Source organism: Streptomyces sp. NPDC058240, assembly GCF_042882135.1.
In the GTDB taxonomy this organism is placed as follows: Bacteria; Actinomycetota; Actinomycetes; order Streptomycetales; family Streptomycetaceae; genus Streptomyces.
Window position 1 is genome coordinate 19,470 of the sequence record NZ_JBHVWT010000044.1, and the last position, 26,907, is coordinate 46,376.

The window sequence follows — 26,907 nt, forward strand, 5'->3', positions numbered from 1 at the left end:
TGTAATCCACTCGCCCCTGAAAAAACGATGTTCCGCATTGCAGAACAAAGGGAGGGTGGAATCAGATGAAGCTGGGCAGGATCTCGGCGGTCGCGTTAGTCGCGGCCGCGACACTCATCGGGAGTGCGGCGTCTCCCGCAATGGCCGCGACCTGGGCACGGACGGCGGACTATCAGCGGTGGACAGGGCTCAATGCGCTGGAGCGCGGGCAGGGTGTGGCGACGGACGGGTCGTATTTCTACTATGCCGGGCCCGGCGGGATGGTGAAGGCCACCGTCGCCAACGACTCCGAGGTCGCATCATCGGTGGCCCCGATTCCCCGGGAGCTGAGCGGGACGTACGGCAGCGATCACATAGGGGACGTGGAGTACTACGGCGGCTATGTGATCGCGCCGATCGAGGATGGTGACAGTGGCTACCAGCATCCGCTGCTGGCGCTGTACAACGCGAGTGACCTGAGCTACACGGGTCGCTATGTGCAACTGCCCCTTGCGCAGATGCCGGGCGGCGTGCCGTGGGTCGCGGTGGACGCTGCTGCGGGACTGGTCTACACCTCGCCCTGGGATCAGGATGCCGCGCAGGGCACGAACAAACTAGTCGCCTATAGCCTGAACGACCTGCTGAATCTTCCGGCCGGCTCGACGCTTCCTGTGGTGAGGACCGTGACGCTGTCACAGCCCCTGAGTAGGATCCAGGGTGCCGCGATGTGGCAGGGCAAGCTCTATGCCTCCGTGGACGACTCGGCGAAGTCAGTTCACTCGATCGACATCAACTCCGGTCAGGTTGCCTACGAGTTCCATCAGGACGTGGAGTCCGGAGATGAGGTTCAGGGGATCACCGCCTGGGACTTCGGTCCATCGGGCGGTCAGCTGCACATCGTCAACGTGGGTTCGGGCTGGAAGTCGATCTTCCTCTATCTGCAGCACTACACCCAGACCGGCTGAACCGGCGCAGCATCAGGAATTCATGGACGAGCAAGGTGGTGTCCTATATAGCGATCGCGCGTTGTGCTGTCCACGGGGCGGGGCACTTGGAGTTGGATTGTTCCGGACGGGCTGTGGGAGATCGCGAAGCCGCTGATCCCGCCGTCGAGTGTGCGTCCGCAGGGCGGCGGGACGCAGGACACCCCTGATGAGACGCTGTTCGCGGCCATTATCTACGTGCTGGTGAGCGGGTGTGCCTGGCGGGCTCTGCCACCGTGCTTCGGGATCTCGAAGTCCACCGCCGAGCCGGGTGGTCTGAACCTGATCCGGCTGTATTTGGCACTGTCCTGCCCGACTCTGGCCTGCTCCTGACTGTGGATCAGGCCGATGTACGGCGCCAACCTCATGGCAGTGCAACCGATGGCACGCACGTTGCGCACGAATCCGCGTCGCGGTGCGCATGGCGCGAGCAGACGCGAGAGGGGCCTGGATCCACATCGGATCCAGGCCCTCGTGCGTCTGCACCCCATTTGTCTACCAGCGCATACCGAGCGCATCCAGATCCGCCCGGCGCTGCCCGGCGAGCTTCCCGGCCCGTTTGTGGACCGGCCGTCGAGCGGACCTTCGCCTGGCTTCACCAGTTCAAGCGGCTCCGGATCCGCTACGAGATACGCGCCGACCTCCACCTCGGCCTACTCCAACTCGCCTGCAGCATCATCTGCTTGCGACGCCTCCGAACCTCGTTCTGAAACGATCAGTAAGGGCTGTCCCGAACCGGGTCCCGTGCGGTTGTGGCTCCGATCGGCTTGCTGTTGCGTGCCGCCAACTCCTTTGTCGATACCGCCACTTGAAAAAAGTTCTGCCGATGTCGATTCGTTTCCGCAGCTCACCGGAGTGCAGATTGGTCTAGACCACTAACGAACCGGAAAACTGTTTACCGCGCGCACGCCCCTGTGGCTCACTGTGTCGTGTCCGCGTCAATCAACTGCGCGAGATCCCTCTGCGGGAAGCGAGCGGCCGACTCCTCCAGACCGGACGCACACCGACCTTTCTGTTTGCCGCGCCGCTCTCACACTGGTGCGCCGAGATCCACCGCACCGAAGGACCACTCGGCGCCACTGCATTTCCCCCCCCACCAAGCAGGAGGAAGCCTTGTTCCCCCGGAGCCTTTCCCTCAAATCCACACAGCAAAGACTCACTGCGGCCGGTGTTATCGGCATGAGCGCCGCACTGGCCCTCAGTCTGATGTCGGGCACCGCCTCCTCGGCACCGCTGCCGTCGGACGGCGGCGTACCGACGGGTAAGGGCTACATGGGCGTGGGCTACGTCCAGGACAGCAAGGACTTCAAGCCGGACACCCGGCAGCTGCACCTTGACGCGACGCCGGATGCGAACCTCCTGGCGAACCCCGTGGGTGTGGACGTCTCCAGCTGGCAGGGCAGCATCAACTGGGGCGCGGTCCGCGGCGCGGGCATCGAGTTCGCCTGGATGAAGGCGACCGAGGGCACCTCGTACAAGGACCCCACGTTCAGCGCCAACTACCTGGGCGCCTACAACGCCGGCGTGATCCGGGGCGCGTACCACTTCGCGCGGCCCGACGTGTCCGGCGGCGCGGAGCAGGCAAACTTCTTCGCCAGCAACGGTGGCGCCTGGTCCCGCGACAACCTGACGCTCCCCGGCGTGATGGACATCGAGGGCAGTTGCTACGGCAAGACGCCCGCGGCGATGCAGTCCTGGATCCTCGACTTCTACAACACGTACAAGGCCCGCACCGGCCGCGACGTCGTGATCTACACCAGCCCGAGCTGGTGGAACTCCTGCACCGGCGGCTGGACCGGCATGTCCACCAGGAGCCCGCTGTGGGTGGCCCACTGGACCTCCGCAGGCAGCCCCAGCATCCCGCAGGGCTTCCCGTTCTGGACCGTCTGGCAGTACACGTCCACTGGCTCGGTGAGCGGCATCTCCGGGAACGTCGACCGCGACCGCTTCAGCGGCGACCGCTCTCGCCTGCTGGCCCTGGCCAACAACACCCCGTGACAGCGGGTGCCAGTACACGGTGACCACCTCCGGGGGTGTGACCCCGGCGTGATCGGTACCGCGGTCGGAGCAGGTCAACTGACCTGCTCCGACCTGGAGTTCCGGCCGACGGCCCGGCCGGGCGCAATGACAGTTCGCGAAGGAGCAAGTCATGAACCCGACCCCACAGCCCCTCAGCAGGCGCGGCGCTCTGCTCGCCGGAACGGCGGCCCTGGCCGGCGGGCTGGGGCTGGCGGGCAGTACGGACGCGGCCGTGCGAATTCCCGAGAGGTCGCGCTCCCGCTTGCCCGCCCTGACCCCGGCACAGCGCGCCGGGCAGTGCGTCATCCACTCCTACCCGGGACTTACGCCTCCGGCCCGGCTGATGGACGCGATCAGGGAGGGTCGTACGGCCGGGGTGATCTTCTTCGCGGAGAACATCAAGAGCCTGAGCCAGATCGAGGGCGTCATCCAGGCGATGAACGAGGCGAACACCTCCGCCCCTTGAAGACCCCGCTGCTCCTGATGACCGACCAGGAGGGTGGCATGGTGCGCCGCCTGCCCGGCGAGCCCGTAATGTCCGCGAAGGACGTCGGCGCCTCCACGGACCCGGAGACACAGGCGGAGTCCACCGGCAGCGGTGCGGGCATGAACCTCGCGGGCGTCGGCATGAACGTCAACCTGGCGCCGGTGCTCGACGTGTACCGCACGGCCGGCGACTTCACCGACCAGTACGAGCGGTCGTACAGCAAGGACCAGGAGGCGGTCGGCACCTGCGGCTCGGCCTTCATCACCGCGCAACAGAACACCGGGGTGGCGGCCACCGCGAAGCACTTCCCCGGCCTCGGCCCCGCCTCCGCGAACCAGAACACCGACCTGGTCCCGTCACCCTCACCGCGTCCGCGTCCACGCTGCGCAGCGTCGACGAGGTGCCGTACCGAGCGGCGATCTCGGCCGGGACCAAGCTGGTCATGCTGTCCTGGGCCGTCTACCGGGCGTTGGACGCCGACCGGCCCGCCGGCCTGTCCCCGACCGTGGTCGGCGAGCTGCGGAACCGGCTCGGTTTCTCGGGCGTGACGGTCACCGACGCCTTGGAGGCCGGGGCTCTTCGGGCCTATGGCAGCACGGCGGAACGCGCCGTACTGGCTGCCGCGGCCGGCATGGACCTGATTCTGTGCTCGGCCCGCGACGCCGCCCAGGGGGAGGAAGCAGTGACCGCACTGAGCGAGGCCCTGGCGGCCGGCACTCTCGACGGAACCGCCTTCGACGCGGGCGCCGCGCGCGTCAACGCCCTTCGCGCCGGCCTATCCTGACCGGGCACAACACCCACGCCGGTCAGGAATCCTTGGCGCGCCGGGTCAGGCGATGTCGTCCGGTGCGAGGTCGGGGCGCAGCCGGTGGCAGGAGGGTGTCGCAGCAGTCCCGCGCGGGTCCTGGCGGTGTAGCGGACCTCGCCGACCACGCGGGGCAGTACCCACCGCGCTCCGGTCCCCCCAGCGCCTTCTCGAAGGGGCAGTCGTCGATCCCCGCGACTTCGAGCAGGGCGGCGAGTGTCGTGCGTTCGGTGTTGCTCCATCCGGTGCCGACACTGCCCACGTCCCGCAGTCCGCGCCCATACGCCTCTCCCACCAGCAGGGCGCCGGGCAGGCCGGTGAGCCGGGCGCGGCCGGGCGCCCACCCGCCCACGATCACATCGACGGTCCGGACGTGCGGGACCTTGACCACGAGCGGGAGCGGATCCCGGGTCCGTGCACGGACGCAAGCTGCTCCGCGAGCACCCCCTCCAGCCCCGCAGCCGGGGTCATCTCCGGCGCCTGCGTCCCGTGCCCGACGACCGCTGCGGGCGTCGGGCACCGTGCCTCGTCCAGCCCCAGGCCCTCCAGCAGAGTGCGGCCACCGCATTGGAGGCCAAGCAGGACGGGCAGCGGTCCATGGTGTATCTGCCGAACGAGGGGCCCACGGTCCTGCGGTCCCGGTCCGGGGCGGACATCGCCACCGCCTACCCGGAACTCGCAGCACTCGGTTCCGCAGTCGGACAGCCCGCGTTCCCGGACGCGCGCGCCGAGGATGCGCCCGGGGAGCCGAGCCGTCTCACGCGCGCGACAGCATTCTCGGACGGCTTCACGTCCGGTTGTCGCCGGTCACGACGCGTCTCCGCTGGCCGGGAGTTGCAACGAGTGTTCTGGCTCCCGATGGCGGAACAATGCGCGCCGGAATTATCCACAACGTACTTAACTTGAGGTATCTCCGTAGAGGCTAAGGACAGCGCGATGGGCGCATCCACTGATGACGCTTGGGATCGGTCGTTCTCGTTCGACGACATCGCGACGGCGGTGCTCGACGATCAGGGCATCGTGCTGCGCTGGTCCCGGGCGGCCGCAGACCTGCTGGAGCACACAGCCGAGGAAGCCTGCGGCTCCCCGGTGTGGAGCCTCCTCGCCTACCCCTCCCACGGGCGGTGCCAGGACAGCCCCCAACGGTCCGGGATCCCGTTGGCGGGCCGCGCGGTGCTCCGCCGCCCCTCCGGTGACCAGGTCGAGGTCATCTTTCGCGCGGTGCGGCTGGAAGGCTCGTCGCAGAGCCTCGTCCTGGCCCTCCCCGCCCAGCACCTGGACCTGTGGAACCAGAACACCGCCCTCGCGCGGGCACTGTTCGCCCAAAACCAGATCGAGATCGGCATCCACGGCCTGGACCTGGGCACGGTGCGCACCAATGCCGCCACCTCCGGGACGTCCGGCGGTTCCGCCGCGCTCGTGGGCGGCCTCCTGGGGGAGGCGCTGTCCCCCCAGGACGCGGAGGAGGTCGAATCGGTGCTGCGCCGGGTCCTGGACACGGGGGTGCCGCTGATCGGGTGGGAGCAGCGGGTGGGGCCCCCACAGGTTCCCGGCCGACAGTGGTCCCTGTCCGCCTTCCGGCTGGAGGATGCCCAGGGACAGCCGACGGGTGTCGCCACAATGCTCACGCCCTCCGCCGCCCAGCAGCGGGACCTCCACCACCTGGATCTGCTTCACGAGGCATCCGAGCGGATCGGTACCTCCCTGAACGTCCTCCGCACCTCCCAGGATCTGGCCGAAGTCCTCGTCCCGGCTCTCGGTGACATGGCCTGGGTGGAACTCGCGGAGGCCGTGTTCCAGGGCGACGAGCCGCCCAAGCTGGTCGGCGCCGGACTGTGGCACCTGCGCCGCGCCGTGGTGGTCTCGGCCACCGGATCCGTCCCCAGCGGCCTCCTGCAACCGGGCAAGGCCGTCCCTCCGTTGCCTGACCCACCCGTTCTGCGGAAGCTGCGGTGCGGAGAGACCGTCCTGGCCTCCGTGCAGGAGGCGAGCGAGCAATTGGGACCTGAATTGGCTCCCCTGTTCGTCCCCGAGCGCGGTCACTCGGTCCTCTACTCTCCTCTGTTCGCGCGCGGCCTGTTGCTCGGCGCCGTCGTGGTCTGGCGAACCGACCGGCCCGACCCCTTCGTCGAGGAGGACCGGAGACTCCTGGCGGAGATCGCCTCCCGCGCCGCGCTGAGCGTGGACAACGCCCGCCGGTACACCCGGGAGCACCGCGCCTCCGAGGCACTGCAACGGCGCCTGCTGCCCCGTACCACCAGCGACATTCCTGCGGTCGAGGCGGCGGGCAACTATGTGCCCGCCGGAGGCGGGGCCGACATCGGCGGTGACTGGTTCGACGTGATCCCGCTGCCGTCGTTCCGCGTGGCGCTTGTTGTAGGAGATGTCGTCGGCCACGGTCTGCACGCCACCGCGACCATGGGGCGGTTGCGTACGGCGGTGCAGACCCTCGCGGATCTCGAACTGGAACCCGACGAGCTGCTCACCCACGTCGACGACCTGGTCCAGCAACTCGCCGAGGAAGCCGACCCCGCCCAGCCGAGTGTCGCGGGCGCGACCTGCCTGTACGCGCTGTACGACCCGGTCAGCCGCCAGTGCGCGCTGGCCAGCGCCGGCCATCCGCCACCCGTTCTGCTCCACCCCGACGGCACGGCCCAGGTGATCGAGATCGACCCCGGCCCACCCCTCGGGGTGGGCGGCATGCCGTTCGAGGTCACGAACCTCCGACTGGAGCCAGGCAGCATCCTCGCCCTGTACACAGACGGGCTCGTCACCCTCAACGGGCAGGACATCGAAGACGGTATGTCACAGCTGGTCGAAAGTCTCGCGACGCTATGTGATGGCGACGGGGTGCCGTCCCTGGGCGAGGTCGGCCGGTCCCTGCTCTCCCGGGCAACCGAGGTGCCGTCCCGCGACGACGTGGCCCTGCTGCTCGCGCGCACCAGGGCGCTGCCGGACGACTCGACCGCCGCCTGGCAGTTTCCCGCCGACCCGGCCATCGTGGCCGAGGCCCGGGAGGCCGCCACAGGGCAACTGGCTGCCTGGGGTCTGGACCACCTCGCATTCACCACAGAACTCATCGTCAGTGAACTTGTCACCAATGCCATCCGCTACGCGGGCGGCCCGATCGTCCTACGGCTCATCCGCGACAACGTGCTGATCTGCGAGGTGTCCGATCCCAGCAGCACCCAGCCACGGCTGTGCCGGGCCCGCTGGACCGACGAGGGAGGCCGCGGTCTGTACCTCGTGGCTCAGCTCACCACCCGCTGGGGCAGTCGCTACGGCCAGCGGGGCAAGACCATCTGGAGCGAGCAGCCCCTCGCCTCGGCCGTGGAGTAGCCGGCGCGCCGCGTACGCGGCCGCGAGGTCCCCCAGGTGCGTCTCAGTGATGCGCGCAGGCCGATCGCGGCGGCGTCCCCGATTCTCACGAGGGCGAGCTCCGAGGAAGGTGGTGGAAGAGCTGTACCACCCACGAACGCACCTGCCCCCGGTCCTGCGGTGTGTTGAGGGCGAGGGCGGTGGCGAGTGCACGGACGGCGGGGGTGTCGAGCAGCAGGACGGCGAGAACGCGGCTGGGCCGGTCGACAATGTCGGCAGCGGACCGGGGTCGCCTCCCGCAGGACTTCCCTGGCCCGGGCATCGTCGAGCATCACGCGTCCCGATCGGCAGTGCTGCGACGGAGCATGGTGACAGATCATGCCGGCGCAGGATCCGGAGGGCGTGACGACGGTGTCGTGTCCGGTAAAGACCTCTGCGAAGCGGCTCACCGTGGGCAAGGCTTCAGGGCGGTAGCCGGTGATGAAGCGCATCTGCCCGCAGCACGTAGCGCGACCAACGACACACCACCACCAAAGTCACTGGTATTGGTACTAGACGCTGTCCTATGTGGGAGTCGGAGGAGTCGTTTGTAGCAGCAGAGGGTGGCGGCGAGGCCGAGGAATGCCAGGTAGTTGCGGGCGATGCGGACGCCGATATGTTTTCCGCGGAGCCATTTCCGCAGTTCAGGTATGTCGTAGCCCCGGTAGCCCCGGAGAGGGACCCTCGACAGGCTCCAGGGTTCACTGGGTGGGGCCGAGGCGCAGGAGCGGGCGGTGGCGGAGTGTGGTCCTGGCGAGCGGGGCGCCGGATGGGTCCTCGACGTGGTGGACGCGGGTGCTCCCCAAGTGAGCCGAGGGGCTGTTCGGTCGTCACCCGCGCGATCGGGGGCCGCCCGTCGGGATGTGGAAGGTGCGCAGTGAGCGAGGGGCGTCACGGCTCAGGGCCGCCTGGGTCACGGCAGAGACGGCCGACTTCACGGGCCGCGTCGCGCCGTTCACCTTCGCCCCGGCTGACGACGACTGGTGGAGTCGTCGCGTATGCCATTCGGTACCTCACTCGGCCTTGGGAAGCGTCCTGTTCTCTCCCGTTCTGCGGCAGCTCGGGGGCCGTCATGATCTCAACTCGGGGTGACCGCCCCGCGGCCGAGGAGATTCCGTGCCGTGAACCCGAGCAGCCTGCGCGCGGCCGAGGTGTCGACCGGCGCCGTGCGACCCGGCAGCGGGCGTCGCAGCACGGTGGTGGGGTGGTAGCGGCGCAGCAGTTCCTCCGTCGGGTACGGCACGATGATCTCGGGGGCGCAGAGGTGTACCGTGTGCGCCGCACGGCCGGGTACGTCCAAGGCCAGCAGCGCGGCCCTCGCCGCGTCATGGACCTCGAGGTACGTCCACAGGTCCCTTGCCCCCGCGGCCGGGTCGGCCGTGAGCCGGGCGGCGTGCGCGTGCAGCCGTTCCTCGAATCCGCCCACGTACGGATAGCGCAGGCACACCACGCTCATCCCGTGCCGCCGCGCCATCATCTGCGCTGTCAGCTCGTCGACCTGTTTGGACAGGCCGTAGGGGTCGGCCACCTGGGAGGCCATCGCCTCATCGACCGGTGCGTACGGTGGATGCGGATCCTCCGCGTCTGTCCAGGGCAGGCCCGTGACACCCCAGGAGCTCGCCACCGCCGCATGCCGGATCCCGGCCCGACCGGCCTCCTCCAGGACGGTGAAGGTCGAGAGGCTGTTGCCCGCGAAGACCTCGAATGCGGTGTTGCGCGCGGGAGTCGGGATCGCCGCCAGGTGGATGACCGCGTCGGCGCCCTCCAGAGCCGCCCGCACGGTCTTCGCATCGGCGGCGTCACCGGTCACGACCAGGCGCGCCGCGAGATCACCGGGATCATCGAGGACCAAGGCGTTCGCCTCGATCCCGCGCTCGGCGAGCAGCGTGAGGACCGCTCGCCCGATCCGCCCGGCGGCCCCGGTGACCATCGCTCTTCCGACCATCCAGTCACTCTCCTGCGTTGTGCTTCTACTCGTAGGCGCGCACGGCGACGACGTGCGCCGACGCCGCCCCGTTGGTGGCTTCGACGACGACCCGGATCGCCGATGTGGTGACCGGCTCCGCCGGCGTGTGCGTCTCGCGTCGCCGCCGATTCTGCGCCGCACAGGCGATGACGCGCCAGGTGCCGTCAGTATCCAGTGCCTCGACGCGGTAGTCGCGAAGGAGGGTGGGGAGGGTGTCGAAGGGCGTGCGGTGGTGGTGCAGGTTGATCAGGTCCTCGTTGACGTCGTCGTCGGCGATGACCTCGATCCGGCCCAGAGCGACAGGTTCGGGCCAGGCCAACTCGATCCAGGGGGAAGGGGCGTCCGCCAGTGGTGCGGAGACCCACATGTGCGGTCCCGCGTACGGGCGGGCATAGCCGTCGATGGCCTTGGCGGGGGAGTAGGCCGCGGTCTCTCCCGTACGGAAGCAGAAGGTGCGGCGCAGCAGACCCATGTCCGTCCACTCGCGCAGCGGCTGCGGCGATTCGTCCGACGGGCGCAGCGGGACCCGCGTGAAGCACAGGACGCCGGGGGTCGGGCGGTCGGAGCGGTGCAGGGCGAGGGCGTCGTTGGCGCGGACGACCAGGAAGGCGTTGCGCGGGGTTTCGGGAGACCAGTCCAGGCCCGTTTTGAGCCATTGCCGGGCACCGGCGGCGACGGGCAGGGTGGTGGAGGTGACGAGGCGGCGCGGGACGTAGTTCTGGCCGAGTTCGGGGTCGTACAGATCGATCACGATCTCGGTGTCGCGGTCGGCGTCGACGAGCAGCTCCACCCCGGAGAGGTCCGGGTCCGCGGGGAGGACGAGTCCGGCGTCCGCCGCGAGCGGCCATGGCTCGTCGGAGTCCTCGACTGCCAGGCTGCTCAAGGTGGACGATGCCGTGGCCGTCGCCCGCAGGGCCAGGTCCTCCGGGTCCGTCGAGGCGAGGCCGATGAGCGAGGCATCCTGGCACAGCAGCGCCCGGTGCAGCTCGGGTACGGGGAGTTCGCGCGGGGTGACATCCCCGGTGGCGCAGAGCGCCGCCGCCGTGCCGGCCGCCTGGCCGATCGTGGCGCAGGTCGCCATGACGCGGGTCGAGCCGAAGGCGACATGGCTGGCGGAGATGTTGCGCCCGGCGAAGAGCAGGTTCTCGGTGTTCACCGAGTAGAGGCTGCGGTACGGAATGTGGTAAATGCCGTCCGCGTAGAGCTGTCTGGCACCTGCCTCGGTGGCGTACATGCCCTGCGGCGGATGCAGGTCGATCGACCAGCCGCCGAAAGCGACCCGGTCGGCGAACTCGGTCTGGCCGAGGATGTCGCCCTGGTGCAGGACGTAGTCGCCGAGGAAGCGCCGGTACTCCCGTTTACCGGGGATCGAGCCCACCCACTCCAGGGTCATGTTCGCCGCGTCGAACTCGCCGGAGTTCTTGATGTGGTCCCAGATGCCGTGGATCACCGACCACAGCTCGTCGCGGATGCGTTCGTTGTCGTGGACGGTGTCGAGCTCGCCGCCGAACTCGATCCACCAGTACGCGCAGCCGTTGTCGCCCGCCTTGATGATGCGGCGCTGCGGGATGGAGGTCCGGGTGATGTCCTTGGCGAAGTTCGGGGGCACGAACTTGACCGGGTGACCGGCATCCTTCGTATAGAAGAGGAGAGTGGAGCCCAGGGTGATGTCGTCGGCCGTCTCCGGAGCCCATGCCTCGTCGTACTCGGTGCGCGATTCCCGGCCGATGCGGTGGTGGGCGCCCGCCAGGTGGCCGATCAGGCCGTCTCCCGTGCAGTCGAGGAAGAGCGAGCTCTCGAAACGTATCCGTCGCTCCGAGCCCATCATCCAGCCGGTGACCGAGGTGATCCGCCGGGCCTCGTCCGGACCTTCGGCGTCGACCTCGCGCACGTCGGTGTTGAGGTAGAGCGTGATGCCGGGCTCGGCGCGCACGGCGTCCAGGACCACGGCGTCCCAGTAGTAGGGGTTCCCGTCCGGGTTGCGGAACTGGTTCTCCACGAGCAGCTCGCCCATGATGCCGCCCTCACGGGCATGGTGGTTCTTGCCGTGGCCGGTCGCACCGCACACCCAGACCCGGACCTCGCTGCTCGCGTTGCCGCCGAGCACCGGCCTGTTGTTGATCAGCGCGACGCTCCGGCCGAGCCGGGCCGCGGCGATCGCTGCGCAGACCCCGGCCAGGCCGCCGCCGACGACGGTGATGTCGTGCCGTGCGGTTTCATTCCTCATGTCGTACGTCACTTACTTCCAGTCGGGATTGGCGGCGAGCCCGTAGTAGATGCGCGGGGCGCCGTCGAGGGTGAGGGTGATCTTGCTGCCGGAGGCCTTCAAGGAGCGTTCCTGGCCGATGCAGTTCAGCTCCCGCACCGTTCCGTTGACCGTCCCCGAGTGAGCGACGACCGCGGTCCTGGTCGTCCAGGTGTCGATCCAGGGCTCCGGCGACGCGTACCAAGGATCCTCGCCGTGTTCGGAGTTGAGGATGTACCCGTCCTTGCGGCTCCAGAGGATCGACACCGGTCCGCCGGGAGTGGTGAAGAGGAGCCCCTTGATGTCCTGGTCCGCGAAGGCGAGATGCCGGACGAACTCGGCCTCGTCCAGGACCCGGGCGGCGGTCGCGAAGGCGAGGAGCGAGGGCTTGGCGCTGGTGTCGCGGTTCATCAGGCCGTAGTGGTACTCGGGGTTGGCCGGGTCGGCCTCCTGCGGGTGGTAGAGCACCGAGTCGTGCAGCTGGTACCAGTTGACGGCGCGCACCTTCTCGGACTTGGCGAGAGCGAGCGTGAGCAGCGTGTTCTCGGCGGCGTGCCGGTAGGTGTCGCTCCACCACACGTTGGGCCGGGTCGGTGCGTACGCCTCGGTGAGCCAGAGCTCCTTGTCGCCGCCGTACTCTTCCAGGACCTGGTTCGCCTTGCGCAGCGCGCCGAGGAAGTTCCAGTACGAGCCGGCCGACCCCTGCGTCCACTCCTCGGGCGGCGGCGCGAAGTCGGGGGTGAAGTTGCCGCGACCGGGATGGAAGGCGAAGGCGTCGATGAGGTCCCAGCCGCCCGCGTCATGGAAGTTCTTGGTCCATACGTAGTCCATGCCGCCGAGGCCGGCGTTCATGACCTTCATCCGCGAGCCCGCCGCGTCGAGGCGCGTGGTGACCTGGCGCAGACCGTCCCGGACGTAGGCGTCGGCGCCGCGGCCCGACATCCAGGGCTGGTTGACCTCGTTGCTCACCTCGAAGTACGCGGCCTCGGCGTCCAGGGCCTTGGCGACATTCGTGTCGGCCCAGGCCGCGATCTGCTCCGGACTGCCGCCCACGGGGATGCCGCTCAGCTCCACGTTGTGCCCGATGCCGTTCGCGTCCAGAGTCGCGGTGTCGATGCCCGGGGCACCCGCGTAGGCGATGCGGATCCACTTGATGCCGAGCGTCCTGACCAGCCCGAGTACGGCGTCCCTGCCGGGCTTGAGCAGCCAGGGGTAGTTGGCGAGGCCGAACATCGACTCCTTGCCCGCCTTGTACGCGAACTCCGGGAGCACGCTCAGATTCGTGCGGGCCAGCGCCTTGTCACTGCCGCTGACCGCCTCCACCTCGGTGAACACGATGTTCTGCGACGGCGAGGTCAGGGGAAAGGAGGCATTCCAGGCGGCGCCCGCCGCGAGGCTCTTGCAGAGCGTTCCACCGGCGATCTTCTTGCCGCCGAAGTCCCGCGCCCACCACGTCAGGGTCACCTTCCTGGCCGCGGCGGAGCCGTTGACGACCTGCGCCTTGAGCGTCATCGTCTGCCCGGCCGCCTTGTAGAGGTTGAACGGCTGGTCGGTCCACACCTCCACGCCGAGGGGCCTCTTGGCAGCGAGCGCTCCCGCCCCGCGCGGCCGCAGCTCGCCGAGGACCAGATCGGCCTCGGTGACCGCAGTGCTCGCACCGGTCGAGGTACCGGGGGAATGGACCCACGTGGCGTTCGTGCTCGCGGGGTTGGTCGACGAGAGGCAGAAGAAGCCCTTCGATCCCGCCCACGTCTCCACGTACGCGCCGCCCGCGTTCACCTCGTACGGAATGCCACCTCGGGCATCCCGCTCCCAGACGGTCAGCGCTTCGTACGACTCCGCCGCGCTCGCCCCGTACACCGTGCGGGAGAACATGAAGCCGGCCGGTGTGAGCGTGCTGGAGCCGCCGACCTCCCACTTCATGTGTGCCTTGCGAGGGGTGACGTCGAAGGTGCCGCGCACCGTGACTCCGGACGTGCCGCTCGCCATCGTGTACGTGACCTGAATCGCGGGCCGCCCGTCGGGGAGCGTGATCCGGGCGGGCGTACCGCCGAAGGTGCGCTGCTGGCCGAGCGCGGTGTCCTTGATCATGAAGTGGCTGAGCAGGATGCGGTCGGTGCCCGCACCGTCCTGCACGAGGACGCTGCCGTCGCTCCGGCCGACCAGGGTGATGCCGTCGGCCTCGATGGTGACCGGATCCGCGGCGTACGCGGGAACGGTCGGCAGCAGCGCGGCGCCGGTGGCGACGGCCGTGCCCTGGATGAATCTGCGGCGGGCGACTGACATGGAGGTGCCCTTCTCTTGTTCGGGGTGTTCCGGATGCTGCGCATGTTCCGAAGCGGAACGTGCGGTGGGGGAGCCGGGGCTCGGCCGTCGGCTCCGGTGGGACTCAGCCCTTGACTCCGGTGAAGCCGAGCCCGGCGACGATGTACTTCTGGCAGACGACGAAGACGAGCACCGGCGGGGCGACGGCGAGCACCATCGCGGCGATCAGCTGGTCCTGCGGAGCCTGCGTGGCGAGCTGGGCGAGAGCGACGCTGATCGGCTGCTTCTCGGGGTCGGTGATGGCCACCAGCGGCCAGATGAAGTCCTTCCAGGAGTGCATCACCGCGAGCAGACTGATCACGGCGAGCACCGGCTTGCTCATGGGCAGCACGATCTTGGTGAGCAGTTGCCAGGTACTCGCCCCGTCGACCCGCGCCGCGTCGAACAGCTCCTTCGGCAGGGCGTCGAAGAACTGCTTGGCGAGTAGCACCGTGAAGGCGTTCGTGCCGGCCGGCAGCCAGATCGCCCAGTAGGTGTCGCCCAGGTTGAGGTGGAGGAACGGCACATCGATCACGGTCATGAAGAGGCTGACCATGTTCACCGTGTACGGCACGAACATCGTGGCGAGGATCGCCCCGTAGACGACCTTGCCGAACTTCGGCCTGAGTACCGAAAGGGCGAAGCCCGCCGTGGCCGAGACGAAGAGCTGCACGAACCACGATCCGCCGACCACCAGGAAGGTGTTCATCAGATAGCGGCCGACACTCAGATCGGTGTACGCCGCCGAGAAGTTGCCCAGGGCTGGCCGGTCCGGCCAGAGGGCCAGGGGCTGAGTGGTGAGCTCGGTGGGCGGTGAGACCGCGCCCTTGATCATCCAGTACAGCGGTCCGATGCCGATGAGCAGCAGCAGGATCAGGGTGAACACCTGGATGGAGCGCACTGCGGCGCGCACACCGGGGCGCTGGCGGTCGCTGGTGGAGACGAAGGTGGTGAGCGTGGTCATGACGTGCTCCAGCTGCGGGTGGCCCGCAGATACACCGCGGAGAGCAGGGCGAGGGTGAGCACCATCAGGAAGGAGAGCGCGGCGGCCTGGCCGTACTCGCCGTCCTGGAAGGCGTACCGGAAGATCAGCAGCAGGACCGTGAGGGTGGAGTTCTCGGGTCCGCCGCCGGTGAAGATGTACGGCTCGGTGAAGACCTGCACCGTGTTGATCAGCTGGACGAGCAGCAACAGTCCGATGACGGACCGCAGCTGGGGCAGCATCACATGCCAGATCCGCCGCCAGATCCCGGCGCCGTCCACCTCGGCGGCCTCGTAGAGTTCGCCGGGGATGCCGACCATCGCCGCGAGGTAGATCAGGACGGCACCGCCCATTCCCGCCCAGGTGGCCTCCAGGACCAGCGAGAGCATGGCGCTGTCGGAGGACTCCAGCCACGAGTACGGGCCGAGCCCGACCTTGCCGAGGACGTTGTTGAAGAGCCCGCTCCCGGGATCGTAGAACCACTTCCAGAGCAGGATTGCCACCACCGGCGGGATGACCACCGGCAGATACACCAGGAAGCGGTAGACGCCCGCGCCGCGCCGCACCGTCGACATGATCGCGGCCAGGATCAGCGGCGCCGGGAAGCCGATCAGCAGGCCGAGGCCCACGAAGAACAGCGTGTTCCCGACGGCGGTGCCGAGCAGCGGATCGTCGAACAGTGTACGGAAGTTGTCCAGGCCGACCCAGACCGCGGGCTCGACCAGGTTGGTCTTCTGGAAGCTGATCAGCAGGCTGCGTACGATCGGCCACCAGGCGAAGAGCCCGAAGACCAGCAGCGCGGGAACGAGGAACAGCCAGGCCGTGAGCTGTTTGCGGGCGCCGGTGCCACGCCGCTGCTGCGGCAGGGTCGGCGGCACGGGCTTCTTGGACACAGCGGCCGGGCGCCGGGACGGAGTGAGCAGGGCCATGGGCCGGCTACTTCTGGTCCGCGGCGAGCTTGGCATTGACGTCCTTCTCGGCCGAGGCCAGCAGGGAGTCGATGTCGGCGTCGCGCTTGGTGAGCACAGCCTGGACCACCGGGTCGAGCGCGGTGTACAGCTTCTGCGCCTGGTACGGCGGCTCCGGCTTCAGCTTCAGCGTGGAGAGGCCGTCGATGTACGGCTTGAAGTTCTGCAGCTTCACATTGACGTACGGCTTGATCGCGGCGTCGATCTCGGTCTGCCGTTTCTTGTCGAAGACCGGCAGCGTCGGCACGCCCACCGCGGACTTCGGGTCGGCAGAGAGCGCCTTGGCCTGCTCGGCGGCCATGTCGGTGCTGTACTGCGGCTTGGCGTAGGCGAAGGTCAGCCACTTGACGGCAGCTGCCGCATGCTTCTTGTCGGCGGACTTCGGGACCATGTAGATGTCGCCGCCGGTGAGTGTCGCGTCGCCGCCGGACTGCGGCATCGGGGCCGCTCCGAAGGCGTCGGTGTTCTCCATGCCGAACTGCATCTTCGCCAGTCGGTACGTCCCCGGGCTGCCCATGAACATGCCGACCTGCCCAGCCGCGAACTGCTTGATCACGTCGTTCTGATTGTTGAGGAGGGTTTTGCCGAGCGAATCGTCCTTCCAGCGCATGTCCTTGAGCAGCCGCAACCCCTTCTTCGTCGGCTCCCCGGTGAGCGTGGCGGTGTACTTGCCACCCTGCTCCTTCTCCAGCTCGCCACCGAAGGCGTACGACAGCATCGTCAGCTGCCAGCCGCCCTGGTTGTCCTTGGACTCGTGGACGAAGCCCGCGTTGCCGGTACTGTCGCTGATCCTCTTGGCGGCGGTACGGACTTCCGCCCAGGTGGTCGGCGGACTGTCGGGGTCGAGGCCGGCCTTCTCGAAGAGTTCGCGGTTGTAGACCAGACCCTGGGCGTACGGATTCTGCGGTACGCCGTACACGTCGCCGGCGCTGTCGGTGAGCGGCTGGAGGACCTGAGGGTTGAACTCCTTGAAGTGCTTCCACTCCTTGAGCTGCCCGGTGATCGGCTGCACCTGCTTCTGCTGGATGAGCCGCTGCGGCTCGGTCAGCGGCACCTTGATGACATCCTCGACATTGCCGCCGGACAGCTTCGCGGAGAACGTCAGCGGGTCGAAGACCGTGGTCGACCCCTTGACCTTGATGCCCGGGTTGGCCTTCTCGAAGTCGGCCACCTGCTTCTTGAACAGGGCGAGCCCCGGCTTGTCGGTGGCCGGCGGCATGCCCTGCACCCGCAGCAGGAGATCGCCGTCCCCGCCGGCGCTGCTCGGGGTGAGGGAGGAACAGCCCGCGAGGGTCGCGGTCAGCGCCATGCAGCCAAGTATGGCCGCACAGCGGGAGTTTCTGGGCATAACGGCTCCAAGAAGGGCAGGAGTGGGCTCGGTGCTGTGTAGTGCGGTGCTTTGCTCGTTGTGGTGGTGTGCGCCGTGGATCAGTGGGCGGGTGCGGGGCCCGTCGAGGCGCGGGGGATCAGGCGGGAGCCGATCTCCACGAAGGGGGAAGTGACTTCAAGTCCTTTTCCAGTACGTCCTGTTGCGCTCGCGATCGTCTCGATCAGGAGGTCCCCCGCCCGCGTGGCGATCTCTTCGGGGTCGATCCTGATCGTGGTGAGGCTGGGGGTGGAGACGGAGGCGAGCAGCGTGTCGTCGATGCCGATGACGCTGACGTCGCGCGGCACACTTACGCCGAGGTTGGCCATCTGGTGCAGCACGCCGAGGGCGACCAGGTCGTTGTGGGCGATCACGGCCGTCGCATCGTGGGCGGCGACGAGGGTGGCGGCGTGCACGCCCGTCTCGAACCGCGGCTCGTACGGGCCGAGCTCGGACAGGGAGAGGTCGAGCGCTTCGAAGGACTCCTGGATGGATTTGCCGCGGCTCAGCTCGGCGCGGGACGCGTTGATGAAGACGCAGCGCCGATGACCGTACGCCTTCAACTGCTCGGCGGCCTGCGCGATGCCGGCGGACAGTGAGATCCGGACCTCGGGGATGCCCGGCACATGGCGGTTCACCACCACCAGTGGCATCCGGCCCGCGAGTTCATGGAGCCGGTCCTCGGTGAGGGTGGAGGCCCACAGGATCAGGCCGTCGACCCGCTTCGATACGGCCGCGATGGCGGCCAGCTCGTCCCCCTCGCGCTCGTCGCTGTCGGCGACCAGGACCGTGTAGCCCAGGTGCCGGGCGCGGGCCTGCATCGCCTTGATGATCGGCGGGAAAAACGGGTTGGCGATGTCCGGGACGATGAGGCCGAGCGTTCCGGTGCCGCCGCCGCGCAGTGAACGGGCCGCCGGGTTGGGGGAGTAGCCGAGCTTGGTCGCGGCGTCGAGGATGCGCTGCCGCGTCGTCGGCTGCACCTGGTCGGGTGCGGTGAACGCACGGGACACCGTCGACACCGAGACGCCCGCGGCGCTCGCCACCTCCCGGATCGTTACTGCCACGGACGGCCTCCTCGTCGTCTTGAGCCGGGGGACCCCGGTCGCCTCGCATCTGGATCCTGCGAATGCGGTTGATGTTTGCGAACGTTCCCAGGGCGTGTCAAGACGTGTGTCAGGAGTATTTCATCGAGGGAAACCTTCTGCATGCACGGGTCTTGCGCTTCGGCTCGACTGCTGCCGATGATGTGTTCTCAAGAACGGCACTGAAATTGCGGGAACGTTTTCATAGAGGAGTGGAATGAAGATCACCGGCCTGGAAGTGCTGACTCTCCCCGACCACGGCGACAGCATGATGCTGGTCGTGGTCGACACCGACGAGGGCATCCACGGCCTGGGCGAGGTCGGCATCAGGTCGCGCCAACGGGCGGTCGCGGGGGGTCTCGAGCACCTCGCGGAGCTGATCGTCGGCGAGGACCCGCGACGGATCGAGCACCTCTGGCAGGTCATGTTCCGGCGCGGGTTCTTCCCCGCCGACCGTATACTCGGCGCCGCCATCGCAGCGGTGGACGTGGCCCTTTGGGACATCCGCGGCAAGGCACTCGGCGTACCGGTGCATGAGCTCCTCGGCGGCCGGGTGCGTGATCACGTACCCGCCTATGTGCATGTCGGCGACGGCTACCACGACCGCGCGTGGTTCCTGGACCGCTGCCGCGACCTGGTCGCCGAGGGCTGGCGCCACCTGCGGTTCGCCTCGCCGCACGACGCCGACGGCACACTCGACGCCCGCCGCTGCCTGCGCGACTCGGTCGATCTCTTCCACCAGGTGCGGGACGCGGTCGGCGACGAGGTGGAGCTGATCCTCGACGTCCATACGCGCCTGGATCCGCCGGAGGCGCTGACCCTGTGCCGGGAGATCGAGGCGGCCCGCCCGTACTTCGTCGAGGACCCACTGCGCTGTGAGAACCCGGACAGCTACCGCATGCTGCGGGCCCGCACCGGCGTACCACTGGCCGCAGGTGAGCAGTACGGCTCCAAATGGGAGTTCAGGACACTCATCGAGGACGACCTCATCGATTACGCGCGCGTGGATGTCGGGGTGGCCGCGGGCCTGACCGAGGCGAAGAAGATCGCGGCGATGGCGGAGACCCACCACATCAAGCTCGCCACCCACAACCCGCTCGGCCCGGTCACCGCCGCCTCCTCGCTCCAACTCAACCTGGCTTGCCCCAATGTGGCGATCCAGGAGCACCAGACCGACCCCGATCCGGCCATCGCCGCCCTCTTCACCGCGCGGCCGACGATCCTGCCGGGGCGGGTGGAGCTGAGCGAACTGCCCGGCATCGGCGTCGACATCGACCGAGAGGCGGCGCGGCGGTACCAGGCCGCGGCGGCCGAGCGCCCGCACCTGCGCACGGCGGACGGGGCGTTCACCAACTGGTAGCCGCGCAGGGCCGGAATGCGCAGGCCTTTGACGTGGCCACCGGCGCGGGCCCGGACCTGACTCCTTCGCCCCGCCGTATCAGCCGCCGGTGTCCCTGCCGGAACACCGGAGTGGGGACGGCGCCGCTTCGTCTGCGACGTAGTTGTTCCGGTCGTCCTGTCCGGCACCGCCGTACGGGGGCAACAAGCAGTCGATCCGGGCCTGCCTGAAGTCCTTCGGCTCTTCATCGGCGGGCGCAGCCGTACGCGGAGCCAGATATTACGTGTGCATGTCATTAACTGGGAAGTTGCACACCATGATCACGGGACATTCGCATCACCGTCCCGGCGGGCCCATGGCCCGCATCTACACACTGAGCACGATCTCCGACTCCAGAAAGTGAGGCGAGTTCCGTCGTGTCGTTCAGAGGAGCCGCGAGGCCGGTCGAACTGGGCCTTGTCGGCATAGCGTTCATGAGCGTGCTGGTAGGTGCGTCGGCGACGCCGGCCGGCAGCCAGGAACGCGAGAAGCTGCAGGTGACGGCCGTGTCGTCGCGGCCCGGCACGGTGTCGGGAGACGACGCCCTGATACGTGTCGAGGTGCCCGCCTCCATAGCGGTCGACAAAGTCCGGGTCGAGGTGGAGGGCCGGGACGTGACCCCGAGCTTCCGGCCCTCCGGTGACAATGCGCTGATGGGCGTGGTGAAGGAGCTGTCCAAGGGTGACAACAGGCTCACGGCCAGGGCCCAGGGCGCGGACTCTGGACAGCTGACCCTGAAGAACCACCCCATCACGGGGCCGGTGTTCGCCGGGCCGCAGGAGCAGCCGTTCGTCTGTGACACCGCCGAGTTCAAGACGGTCACCGGCGGCACCCTCGGGCAGCCGATCGACAAGGACTGCTCGGTCAAGACCCGCGTCGATTACATGTATCGCACCACGGCCGGCAAGTTCGTTCCGTTGCCCGACGAGAACGTCCGTCCCGCCGACCTGGCGACCGCCACGACGAGCGCGGGCAAGAAGGTGCCGTACATCGTCCGCGTAGAGACCGGCACCATCAACCGCGGCATCTACGAGACGGCCGTGCTGCACGACCCGAACGCCGGTACCCCCGACCCGCTGCAGCGTGGGCCGGGCTGGAACGGGCGCCTCGTGTACGGCTTCGGCGGGGGCTGTAACGGCGGCTGGTACGTCCAGGGCCGCAACACCGTCGGCATCATGAACGACACGTATCTGAGCAAGGGCTACGGCGTCGCATCGTCCACGCTGAACGTCTTCGGCAACAACTGCAACGACCTGCTGGCCGCCGAGACCATGAGCATGGTCAAGGAACGCTTCGTGGAGACGTACGGCGACCCGGCCTTCACCATCGGAAACGGCTGCTCCGGCGGCTCGTACCAGACCCACCAGATCGCCGACAACTACCCGGGTCTGCTGGACGGCATCCTCTCCGGCTGCAGCTTCCCCGACGTCGGCTTCGGGACGATTCAGACGCTCAGCGACGCCCAGCTCCTGAACCACTACTTCAAGGAGGTCGCGCCGGACGCGTTCACCCAGGAGCAGCAGAGGGCGGTCTCCGGGTTCGGCAAGTGGGAGAGCATCGGCAGCCTGGCCCGTGCCAGCGGCCGCATCGACCCCACGGTGTACTGCCCGGGCCAGCTGCCCGAGGGGCAGCGCTACGACCCCGTCACCAACCCGGACGGTGCCCGCTGTGACGTCTACAGCCACACCGTGAACGTCTACGGCGAGGTGCCGGAGACCGGGAAGGCGCGCAGGCCGCTCGACAACACCGGTATCCAGTACGGACTTGAGGCCCTGAACAAGGGGACCATCGACATGGACCAGTTCATCGACCTGAACCGGCGCATCGGCGGCCTCGACGACGACGCCAAGCCCGCCGCGGAGCGCACCGTCGCCGATCTCAAGGCGGTACGGACGGCCTACCGCACGGGCCGCATGCTGAACGGCGGCGGCGGCCTCGCCGACGTTCCGATCATCGACTACCGCGACTACACGGACGACGCGGCGGCCGGCGACATGCACATGCGCTTCCACTCCTTCTCCACCCGGGCGCGCTTGGACAAGGCCAACGGCACCCACGCCAACCAGGTCATGCTCACCCGCTCCAACGGGCACGGATTCACTCTCGCCGGGATGCTGTCCGACATGGATCAGTGGCTTACCGGCATCAAGGGAGACTCCAGCAACGACGCCCCCATCGACAAGATCGTCCGTCACCAGCCGCAGGGTCTCACGGACGCCTGCTGGACCCGTGGCATCGGTGCGAAGAAGATCGCGGAGCCCCAGGTCGAGGGCATCGACAACACCGAGTGCAACACCCTCTACCCGGTGTGGACATCGCCGCGGATGGTCGCCGGAGCCGATGTGGCCAACGACATCGTCAAGTGCCGCAAGCGTCCCGTGATCCGCTCCGACTACCGAGTGCCGGTGACCGATGGCCAGTTCGAGGATCTGAAGGCGATCTTCCGGGACGGTGTCTGCGACTGGTCCAAGCCCGGGGCGGGTCAGCAGGGCCTCGCCGGTACATGGCTCTCCTTCGACCGGAAGTGACAGGATCGCGGCAGGTGACCCGAACTGGGGGCAGGTGCGACCTCTCGCCTTGATGCCAGTGGTGGTGAATTCCCGTGTTCGCCCAGGTCGGCACCTGTTTCCGGGCCGCTGAAGCGTCGTCACACGCGGCTGTTCCCCTCCCTGTTGTCAGTGGGGGTGAGAGCACCGGAGTACGGGGCGGCCTGGCGGCTTTCCCAGCCCTGGCGGGCCGTGTCCAGCGCCCGCCAGGGGACCCGGTTGCGGCGGATGGTGGGAGCGCGGGTTGATGGCTGGGAAGCGGAAAAGTAACGGGTCGGGATCCTCGGACGAGTTCATCCGCTGCTCCGAGCCGAGTGCCGGAGTCGGCCCGCAGCGACGATCAATCCGACTGGACCGCCTGCGCGTGGTGAGCAAGGCGCGCAAGTCCCCACTCGCCTCCCTCCCGCTGCCAGCGCAGTGAGCGTGCGGGCGGACGCCTGAAGGGGGCGGGCCCCGGCATACGGGGCCCGCCAAATCACCCGGCACCCGGCCCTCTCAAGGACCGCCATGGTCGCCGAATCGCGATCGGATCACGCGTGCGCGCGGCAGAACTCGCGGACGGCCTGGTTGAAGTGCTCCGGTTTCTCGAGGTTGCTGACATGGCCCGCGCCAGGCAGCACGACAAGCCTGGCGTCCGGGCGCACGTCGTCCGCCATCGCCGTGAGCAGCGGGACGAACTCGGCGGGCGGGTCACCGGCGAACAGCCCCGGCAGCGAGCCCCCTTCCAGCCGGCGTAGGCATCGGCCAGGACCAGTGTCCTGTACGAACACCAGTGGCGGTCCGTGGCCCACCCGTTCGTAGGCAACGTCAACTCTGCTCACCTGCACCGTCGCCATGCCACAACGCTACGCGCGTCCGCTCGCGCTGTCGCGGCTCCCGTCCCGGAAGCGGTCGGGGGCGGCTGCAGTCATCCCGGACGGCCGCGGCCCCGCGTCCGACGATGCGCGCGAGACCGCCTCGATTGTCCTGGCCCAGCTCACTGACGCAGAGCTGGACGCGGTGCGCGAGCGCACCGGCTACATCAACGAGCTCCTCTCCGGCTTCCTGTCAAGCGGCGACAAGCTGCTGGCGCCGGGCGAATCCCTGCCGCCGTATGCGGCAACGGCCCCAAAGCTGCGGCGGCACGAGCTCGCCGAACCGCAGCAAGCAAGACCGGTGACTGGAACCGCCGGTGGACGCGATCGGGCATCCACCGGAGCGGCTGCCCGAGGGGTGGCAACGAATCACCGGAACGAACAGATCGGTTCCGATCTATCCGGCGAGAGCCGCCTGTCGCCGGTTCTCGAGTGCTTGCTGGACGCGGGCCACATCGGTGGCGTAGGTGCGGTAGAGGAAGGTGAGGAAGGTGCCGTTGACGAGCATGAGTCCGACGAGAACCCACAGGAACACCGAGCGCAGTCCGAAGGCGTCGCCGAGGAAGCCGGCTCCGAGGCTGAACGCGGCGATGGCGACGGCCTCGAAGACGCTGAGGTAGATGGCGAAGGCCGCGCCGCGGAGTTCGGGAAGGGTCACGGCCATGATCATGGGCCGGTTGACGACCGGGTTGATGCCCTGGGTGAGGCCCATGAGGGTGAAGAAGACGGCGAACAGACCGATTCCACCCCAGTCGATCTGGGTGCCGAAGTAGGCGATGATCGCGAAGGCGAACTGGGCGGTCTGGAGAATGGCCACGGGGCCGTTGCGCCGGTTGTGGCGGACGACCCAGTCGGTGAGGAAGCCGCCGAGCACGGTGCCGGTGAAGAAGCCGATGCCCATGGGGAAGAGGATGACGGAGGCGACCTGGGTGCTGAATCCGTAGACGTCCACGAGGAAGATCACGCCGAACGCTGCGGCGAGAAGGTGCCCGGACAGGAGCCGGGAGACGAGCAGGATCACCAGGCTCGGGATCCGGAAGAGTTCAGACACCTGCTTCATGGTGACCTTGGCGTGGGCCTCGCGTGTCTGTGGGTCGAGGCCGACGAGCTGCTGCTCGGAGGCGCCTCTGCCCGGGTCGCGCATCCAGATCAACAGGGCGACGCCGAAGAGGACGTTGACGGCGCCGATGCCCCACAGACCCCAGCGCCAGCCGTCGTCGAAACCAGCGAGCTGTCCCTTCAGGGTGGCGAAGAGGGAAGCGGCGAGGTTGATGACGCCGTACAGCATGCCGACAGCACGGCCCCGGGACTCGCTGTCGAAGAGGTCACCCAGGATTTCCGTGGTGAGAGGTCCGGAGGCGGCGTACCCGGCGGTGAGGATGGTGACCAGGATCAGGAGCTGGGTGAAGTTCTGGGCGAAGCCGGCGGCTATGCCCCACACTCCCCAGAATCCGGTGGCCAGAACCAGGACGCCCTTGCGGGACCAGCGCTGGGCGACCCACACCCAGAACGGGCCGGCGAACACGCCGGCGATCCGGCCCGCGGCGGTCAGGAGGCCGAGCGCGCCGAGCGAGACACCGAGCGAGTGACGGATCACCGGGAACAGTCCGCTGATCAGACTCGCCTCGGTGTTCTCGACGAGCATGGTGCCGCCGAGAAGGGACAGCTGGCGCCAGCGGCCCTTCACGGGGACCCGCTTCATCTCCTGCGTGGTGTCGGCGGGTTCCTCGGTAAGCTCTGGCAAGACGCCACCTCTCTTCTTCGTCTCGTTCTTCGCTGGATGAGTGCGGGGAGAGGAAGGCGAGCCGGTGACGGGGTAGCCGCCCCGTCACCGGCGTTCGCCGGCCCTCAACGGTGGATCCCGTCTGGCGGGTCTCAGAGTTTCGCGAGTTCCTCGGCGACCAGGCGCAGCCGGTCGGGCGGGATCATTCCGCCTGCCATCGCGGCGATATCGATCAGCGGGGTTGGTCCCAGGAATTGCAGAAGTTCCGAGTCGGCGATCCCGGGCAGATGGCGCTTGAGCACCTCCAGCGCCGTCGGATCGCCGATCAGCGTCGCAACCGGCGTACGCAGGGACAGTCGTCCCTCCGGATAGTCCTCGGCGCGCGGCAGCGGCACCGCCGCGCTCTCTGCCTGGTCGCGCTGCGCCCGGACGAGGAGGTGCCCGTCGGTCACGGGGCCTTCGCCGGGAAGGCCGAGGCGTTCGTACTGGCTGGGCGGGGCCTCGGTGCGCCGCATCAGCTCCACGAGGAGTGTCGCGAGCCGCAGCTCCGTGGCGTCGTCGACGAGCGGGTCCAGCTGCTCGGGGTCGTTCTCCAGGTCGAACAGCAGACTGCCGTGGTGGTACGGGTTGACGAAGGTCCGGCCGGCCATCCGCAGGGTGCGGACCCCCTTGGTGAAGCCGAACGGTTCGGCCAGCTCCACGTCGGCGAGTTCGGCCGGGGCGAAGCGGCCGCGCATGTGCGTCGGCATCAACGTGTGCTCCTCCAGCGGGGTATTGCCGGAGGAGACGGGCGCGCGCATGTAGACGTACCGGCCGTCGGTGATGTTCACGTGCCCGCCGTGGATCCCGAACAGTCCGGCCTCGCGTCCGGGGCGGTCCGCAGCGACGGGCAGCGGAGCGCCCTGCATGTCGGCCGGGCGCTCGACGCCGAAGTACTCCAGGAGCGTGGGGGCCAGGTCGATGGTCTGCACGAGGGTGTCGCGCCGCTCGCCCGCACCGCCGGCCCGCGGGTCCCAGGCGAACAGGGGCAGATGGACCAGCTCGTTGTACCAGGGCTGGACGCTCTTGCCCCACCAGCCCTTCTCACCGAGCAGCAGACCGTGATCGGTGTTGACGATCAGGAGCGTGTCGTCCCAGAGCCCGTACTCGTCCATGGCATCGAGGACCCGGCCCAGCGAGCGGTCGCACATGGAGAGCAGGGCGGCGTACTCGTACCCGGCGTGGGCGACCTGTTCGTCCGACTCCACCACGCGCTTGTAGTCGGGCCAGTCGAAGTGCGGACCCTCGTACGCGTGCGGGTACAGGTCCTTGTAGCGCTGGTGGCTGAAGAACGGCTCGTGCGGGTCGAAGGTCTCGATATGCACGAACCAGCGGTCCTCGGCGTGGTTGGTGCGGATGAACTCGAGTCCGGCGTCGAAGGTGAGGGTCTGCGGATGCCGGTCCTCGGTCGCCATGTGCGGGCGGTTCACCCAGTCCTGCCGGTACGCAGCCGAGCGCATCCGCTTCAGGTCGTCGGGCATCTCCGGATCGGCCACCTGCCCCTTCCATGGGTCGCCCTCCTGCCCGCGGAAGAACTCCCAGGAGTTGTAGCGGCCGTGGTACGTGGCGCCGCCGTCCTCCCAGTAGTGCGGATGGTCGCTGGCCAGATGCGTGTACACACCGCTCTGCTTGAGCAGTTCGGGCATCGAGTCATCGAACGGCTCCAGGGGCCCCCAGCTGGGGACTGTAAAACGATCGGTGTAACTCCTGATCAAGGAAGATGCATCGTTGACCAGTGAGAACGTGACCGAGGCCGAGTCCGTCGAGCCGTCCGAGGCGGCTCCGTCGAAGTCTGTGGACGACCGGCTGATTGACGAGCTGGTG

General features: G+C 68.4%; 17 protein-coding genes and 5 pseudogenes. 9 read left to right on the plus strand and 13 right to left on the minus strand.

Features of this window, described 5'->3' with window-relative positions; genetic code table 11:
* Positions 1-65: 65 nt before the first annotated feature.
* From ACFVX4_RS35005 to ACFVX4_RS35030, 6 genes and pseudogenes are all read left to right on the plus strand, one after another.
* Entirely contained in the window at positions 66-944 is an 879-nt protein-coding gene (locus ACFVX4_RS35005) for a hypothetical protein (protein ID WP_389985475.1), read from the plus strand.
* Between the two features lie 66 nt (positions 945-1,010).
* Positions 1,011-1,672, plus strand: a pseudogene (locus ACFVX4_RS35010) (transposase).
* A gap of 469 nt (positions 1,673-2,141) precedes the next feature.
* Positions 2,142-2,960, plus strand: a complete 819-nt coding sequence (locus tag ACFVX4_RS35015) for a GH25 family lysozyme (protein WP_389985478.1) — start codon at positions 2,142-2,144, stop codon at positions 2,958-2,960.
* A gap of 151 nt (positions 2,961-3,111) precedes the next feature.
* Complete coding sequence (locus ACFVX4_RS35020; RefSeq protein ID WP_389985481.1) at positions 3,112-3,447, plus strand: hypothetical protein; 336 nt, start codon at positions 3,112-3,114, stop codon at positions 3,445-3,447.
* 38 nt (positions 3,448-3,485) lie between these two features.
* Positions 3,486-3,770: pseudogene (locus ACFVX4_RS35025) on the plus strand (glycoside hydrolase family 3 N-terminal domain-containing protein); the annotation flags it as partial.
* Between the two features lie 98 nt (positions 3,771-3,868).
* Positions 3,869-4,252 carry a glycoside hydrolase family 3 N-terminal domain-containing protein gene (locus ACFVX4_RS35030; RefSeq protein ID WP_389985484.1) on the plus strand — a complete coding sequence of 128 codons (384 nt, stop codon included), beginning with the start codon at positions 3,869-3,871 and terminating at the stop codon, positions 4,250-4,252.
* Positions 4,253-4,297: 45 nt separating this feature from the next.
* Here the strand turns inward: ACFVX4_RS35030 and ACFVX4_RS35035 are convergent.
* Positions 4,298-4,831, minus strand: a pseudogene (locus ACFVX4_RS35035) (ATP-dependent DNA ligase); the annotation flags it as partial.
* A 378-nt stretch (positions 4,832-5,209) separates the two neighbouring features.
* On the opposite strand from ACFVX4_RS35035, the gene ACFVX4_RS35040 reads away from it, so the two are divergent.
* Positions 5,210-7,612 carry a SpoIIE family protein phosphatase gene (locus tag ACFVX4_RS35040; protein ID WP_389985487.1) on the plus strand — a complete coding sequence of 801 codons (2,403 nt, stop codon included), beginning with the start codon at positions 5,210-5,212 and terminating at the stop codon, positions 7,610-7,612.
* Here the strand turns inward: ACFVX4_RS35040 and ACFVX4_RS35045 are convergent.
* From ACFVX4_RS35045 to ACFVX4_RS35085, 9 genes and pseudogenes are all read right to left on the minus strand, one after another.
* A pseudogene (locus tag ACFVX4_RS35045) lies at positions 7,552-8,091 on the minus strand (hypothetical protein); the annotation flags it as partial. The gene ACFVX4_RS35040 and the pseudogene ACFVX4_RS35045 overlap by 61 nt on opposite strands.
* Positions 8,092-8,162: 71 nt before the next feature.
* Positions 8,163-8,294 (minus strand): annotated as a pseudogene (locus ACFVX4_RS35050) (IS5/IS1182 family transposase); the annotation flags it as partial.
* 414 nt (positions 8,295-8,708) lie between these two features.
* Positions 8,709-9,575 carry an NAD-dependent epimerase/dehydratase family protein gene (locus tag ACFVX4_RS35055; RefSeq protein WP_389985490.1) on the minus strand — a complete coding sequence of 289 codons (867 nt, stop codon included), beginning with the start codon at positions 9,573-9,575 and terminating at the stop codon, positions 8,709-8,711.
* A gap of 25 nt (positions 9,576-9,600) precedes the next feature.
* Complete coding sequence (locus ACFVX4_RS35060) at positions 9,601-11,823, minus strand: FAD-dependent oxidoreductase (RefSeq protein ID WP_389985493.1); 2,223 nt, start codon at positions 11,821-11,823, stop codon at positions 9,601-9,603.
* Positions 11,824-11,835: 12 nt separating this feature from the next.
* Positions 11,836-14,127, minus strand: coding sequence for a hypothetical protein (locus ACFVX4_RS35065; RefSeq protein WP_389985496.1), 2,292 nt, complete (start codon positions 14,125-14,127; stop codon positions 11,836-11,838).
* Positions 14,128-14,230: 103 nt separating this feature from the next.
* The gene (locus ACFVX4_RS35070; RefSeq protein WP_389985499.1) at positions 14,231-15,109 is read right to left on the minus strand and encodes a carbohydrate ABC transporter permease; all 879 of its coding nucleotides are present in this window, start codon (positions 15,107-15,109) and stop codon (positions 14,231-14,233) included.
* A complete protein-coding gene (locus ACFVX4_RS35075; RefSeq protein ID WP_389985502.1) occupies positions 15,106-16,056 on the minus strand; it encodes a carbohydrate ABC transporter permease in 951 nt (316 codons plus the stop codon). Before ACFVX4_RS35075 ends, ACFVX4_RS35070 begins: the two co-directional genes overlap by 4 nt.
* Positions 16,057-16,063: 7 nt before the next feature.
* A complete protein-coding gene (locus tag ACFVX4_RS35080) occupies positions 16,064-17,404 on the minus strand; it encodes an ABC transporter substrate-binding protein (protein WP_389985505.1) in 1,341 nt (446 codons plus the stop codon).
* 119 nt (positions 17,405-17,523) lie between these two features.
* Positions 17,524-18,525, minus strand: a complete 1,002-nt coding sequence (locus tag ACFVX4_RS35085) for a LacI family DNA-binding transcriptional regulator (protein WP_389985508.1) — start codon at positions 18,523-18,525, stop codon at positions 17,524-17,526.
* A gap of 235 nt (positions 18,526-18,760) precedes the next feature.
* Here ACFVX4_RS35085 and ACFVX4_RS35090 point away from each other — a divergent pair, with 235 nt between their 5' ends.
* Entirely contained in the window at positions 18,761-19,903 is a 1,143-nt protein-coding gene (locus ACFVX4_RS35090; RefSeq protein WP_389985511.1) for a mandelate racemase/muconate lactonizing enzyme family protein, read from the plus strand.
* Between the two features lie 452 nt (positions 19,904-20,355).
* A complete protein-coding gene (locus ACFVX4_RS35095; RefSeq protein ID WP_389985514.1) occupies positions 20,356-22,449 on the plus strand; it encodes a DUF6351 family protein in 2,094 nt (697 codons plus the stop codon).
* Positions 22,450-22,997: 548 nt separating this feature from the next.
* Here the strand turns inward: ACFVX4_RS35095 and ACFVX4_RS35100 are convergent.
* The 3 genes from ACFVX4_RS35100 to ACFVX4_RS35110 form a co-directional block, all read right to left on the minus strand.
* Entirely contained in the window at positions 22,998-23,303 is a 306-nt protein-coding gene (locus ACFVX4_RS35100; RefSeq protein ID WP_389985516.1) for an alpha/beta fold hydrolase, read from the minus strand.
* Positions 23,304-23,718: 415 nt separating this feature from the next.
* Positions 23,719-25,065, minus strand: a complete 1,347-nt coding sequence (locus ACFVX4_RS35105; RefSeq protein WP_389985519.1) for an MFS transporter — start codon at positions 25,063-25,065, stop codon at positions 23,719-23,721.
* Positions 25,066-25,196: 131 nt separating this feature from the next.
* On the minus strand, positions 25,197-26,798 hold the full coding sequence (locus tag ACFVX4_RS35110; RefSeq protein ID WP_389985522.1) for a sulfatase-like hydrolase/transferase: 1,602 nt from the start codon (positions 26,796-26,798) through the stop codon (positions 25,197-25,199).
* Positions 26,799-26,907: the final 109 nt, after the last annotated feature.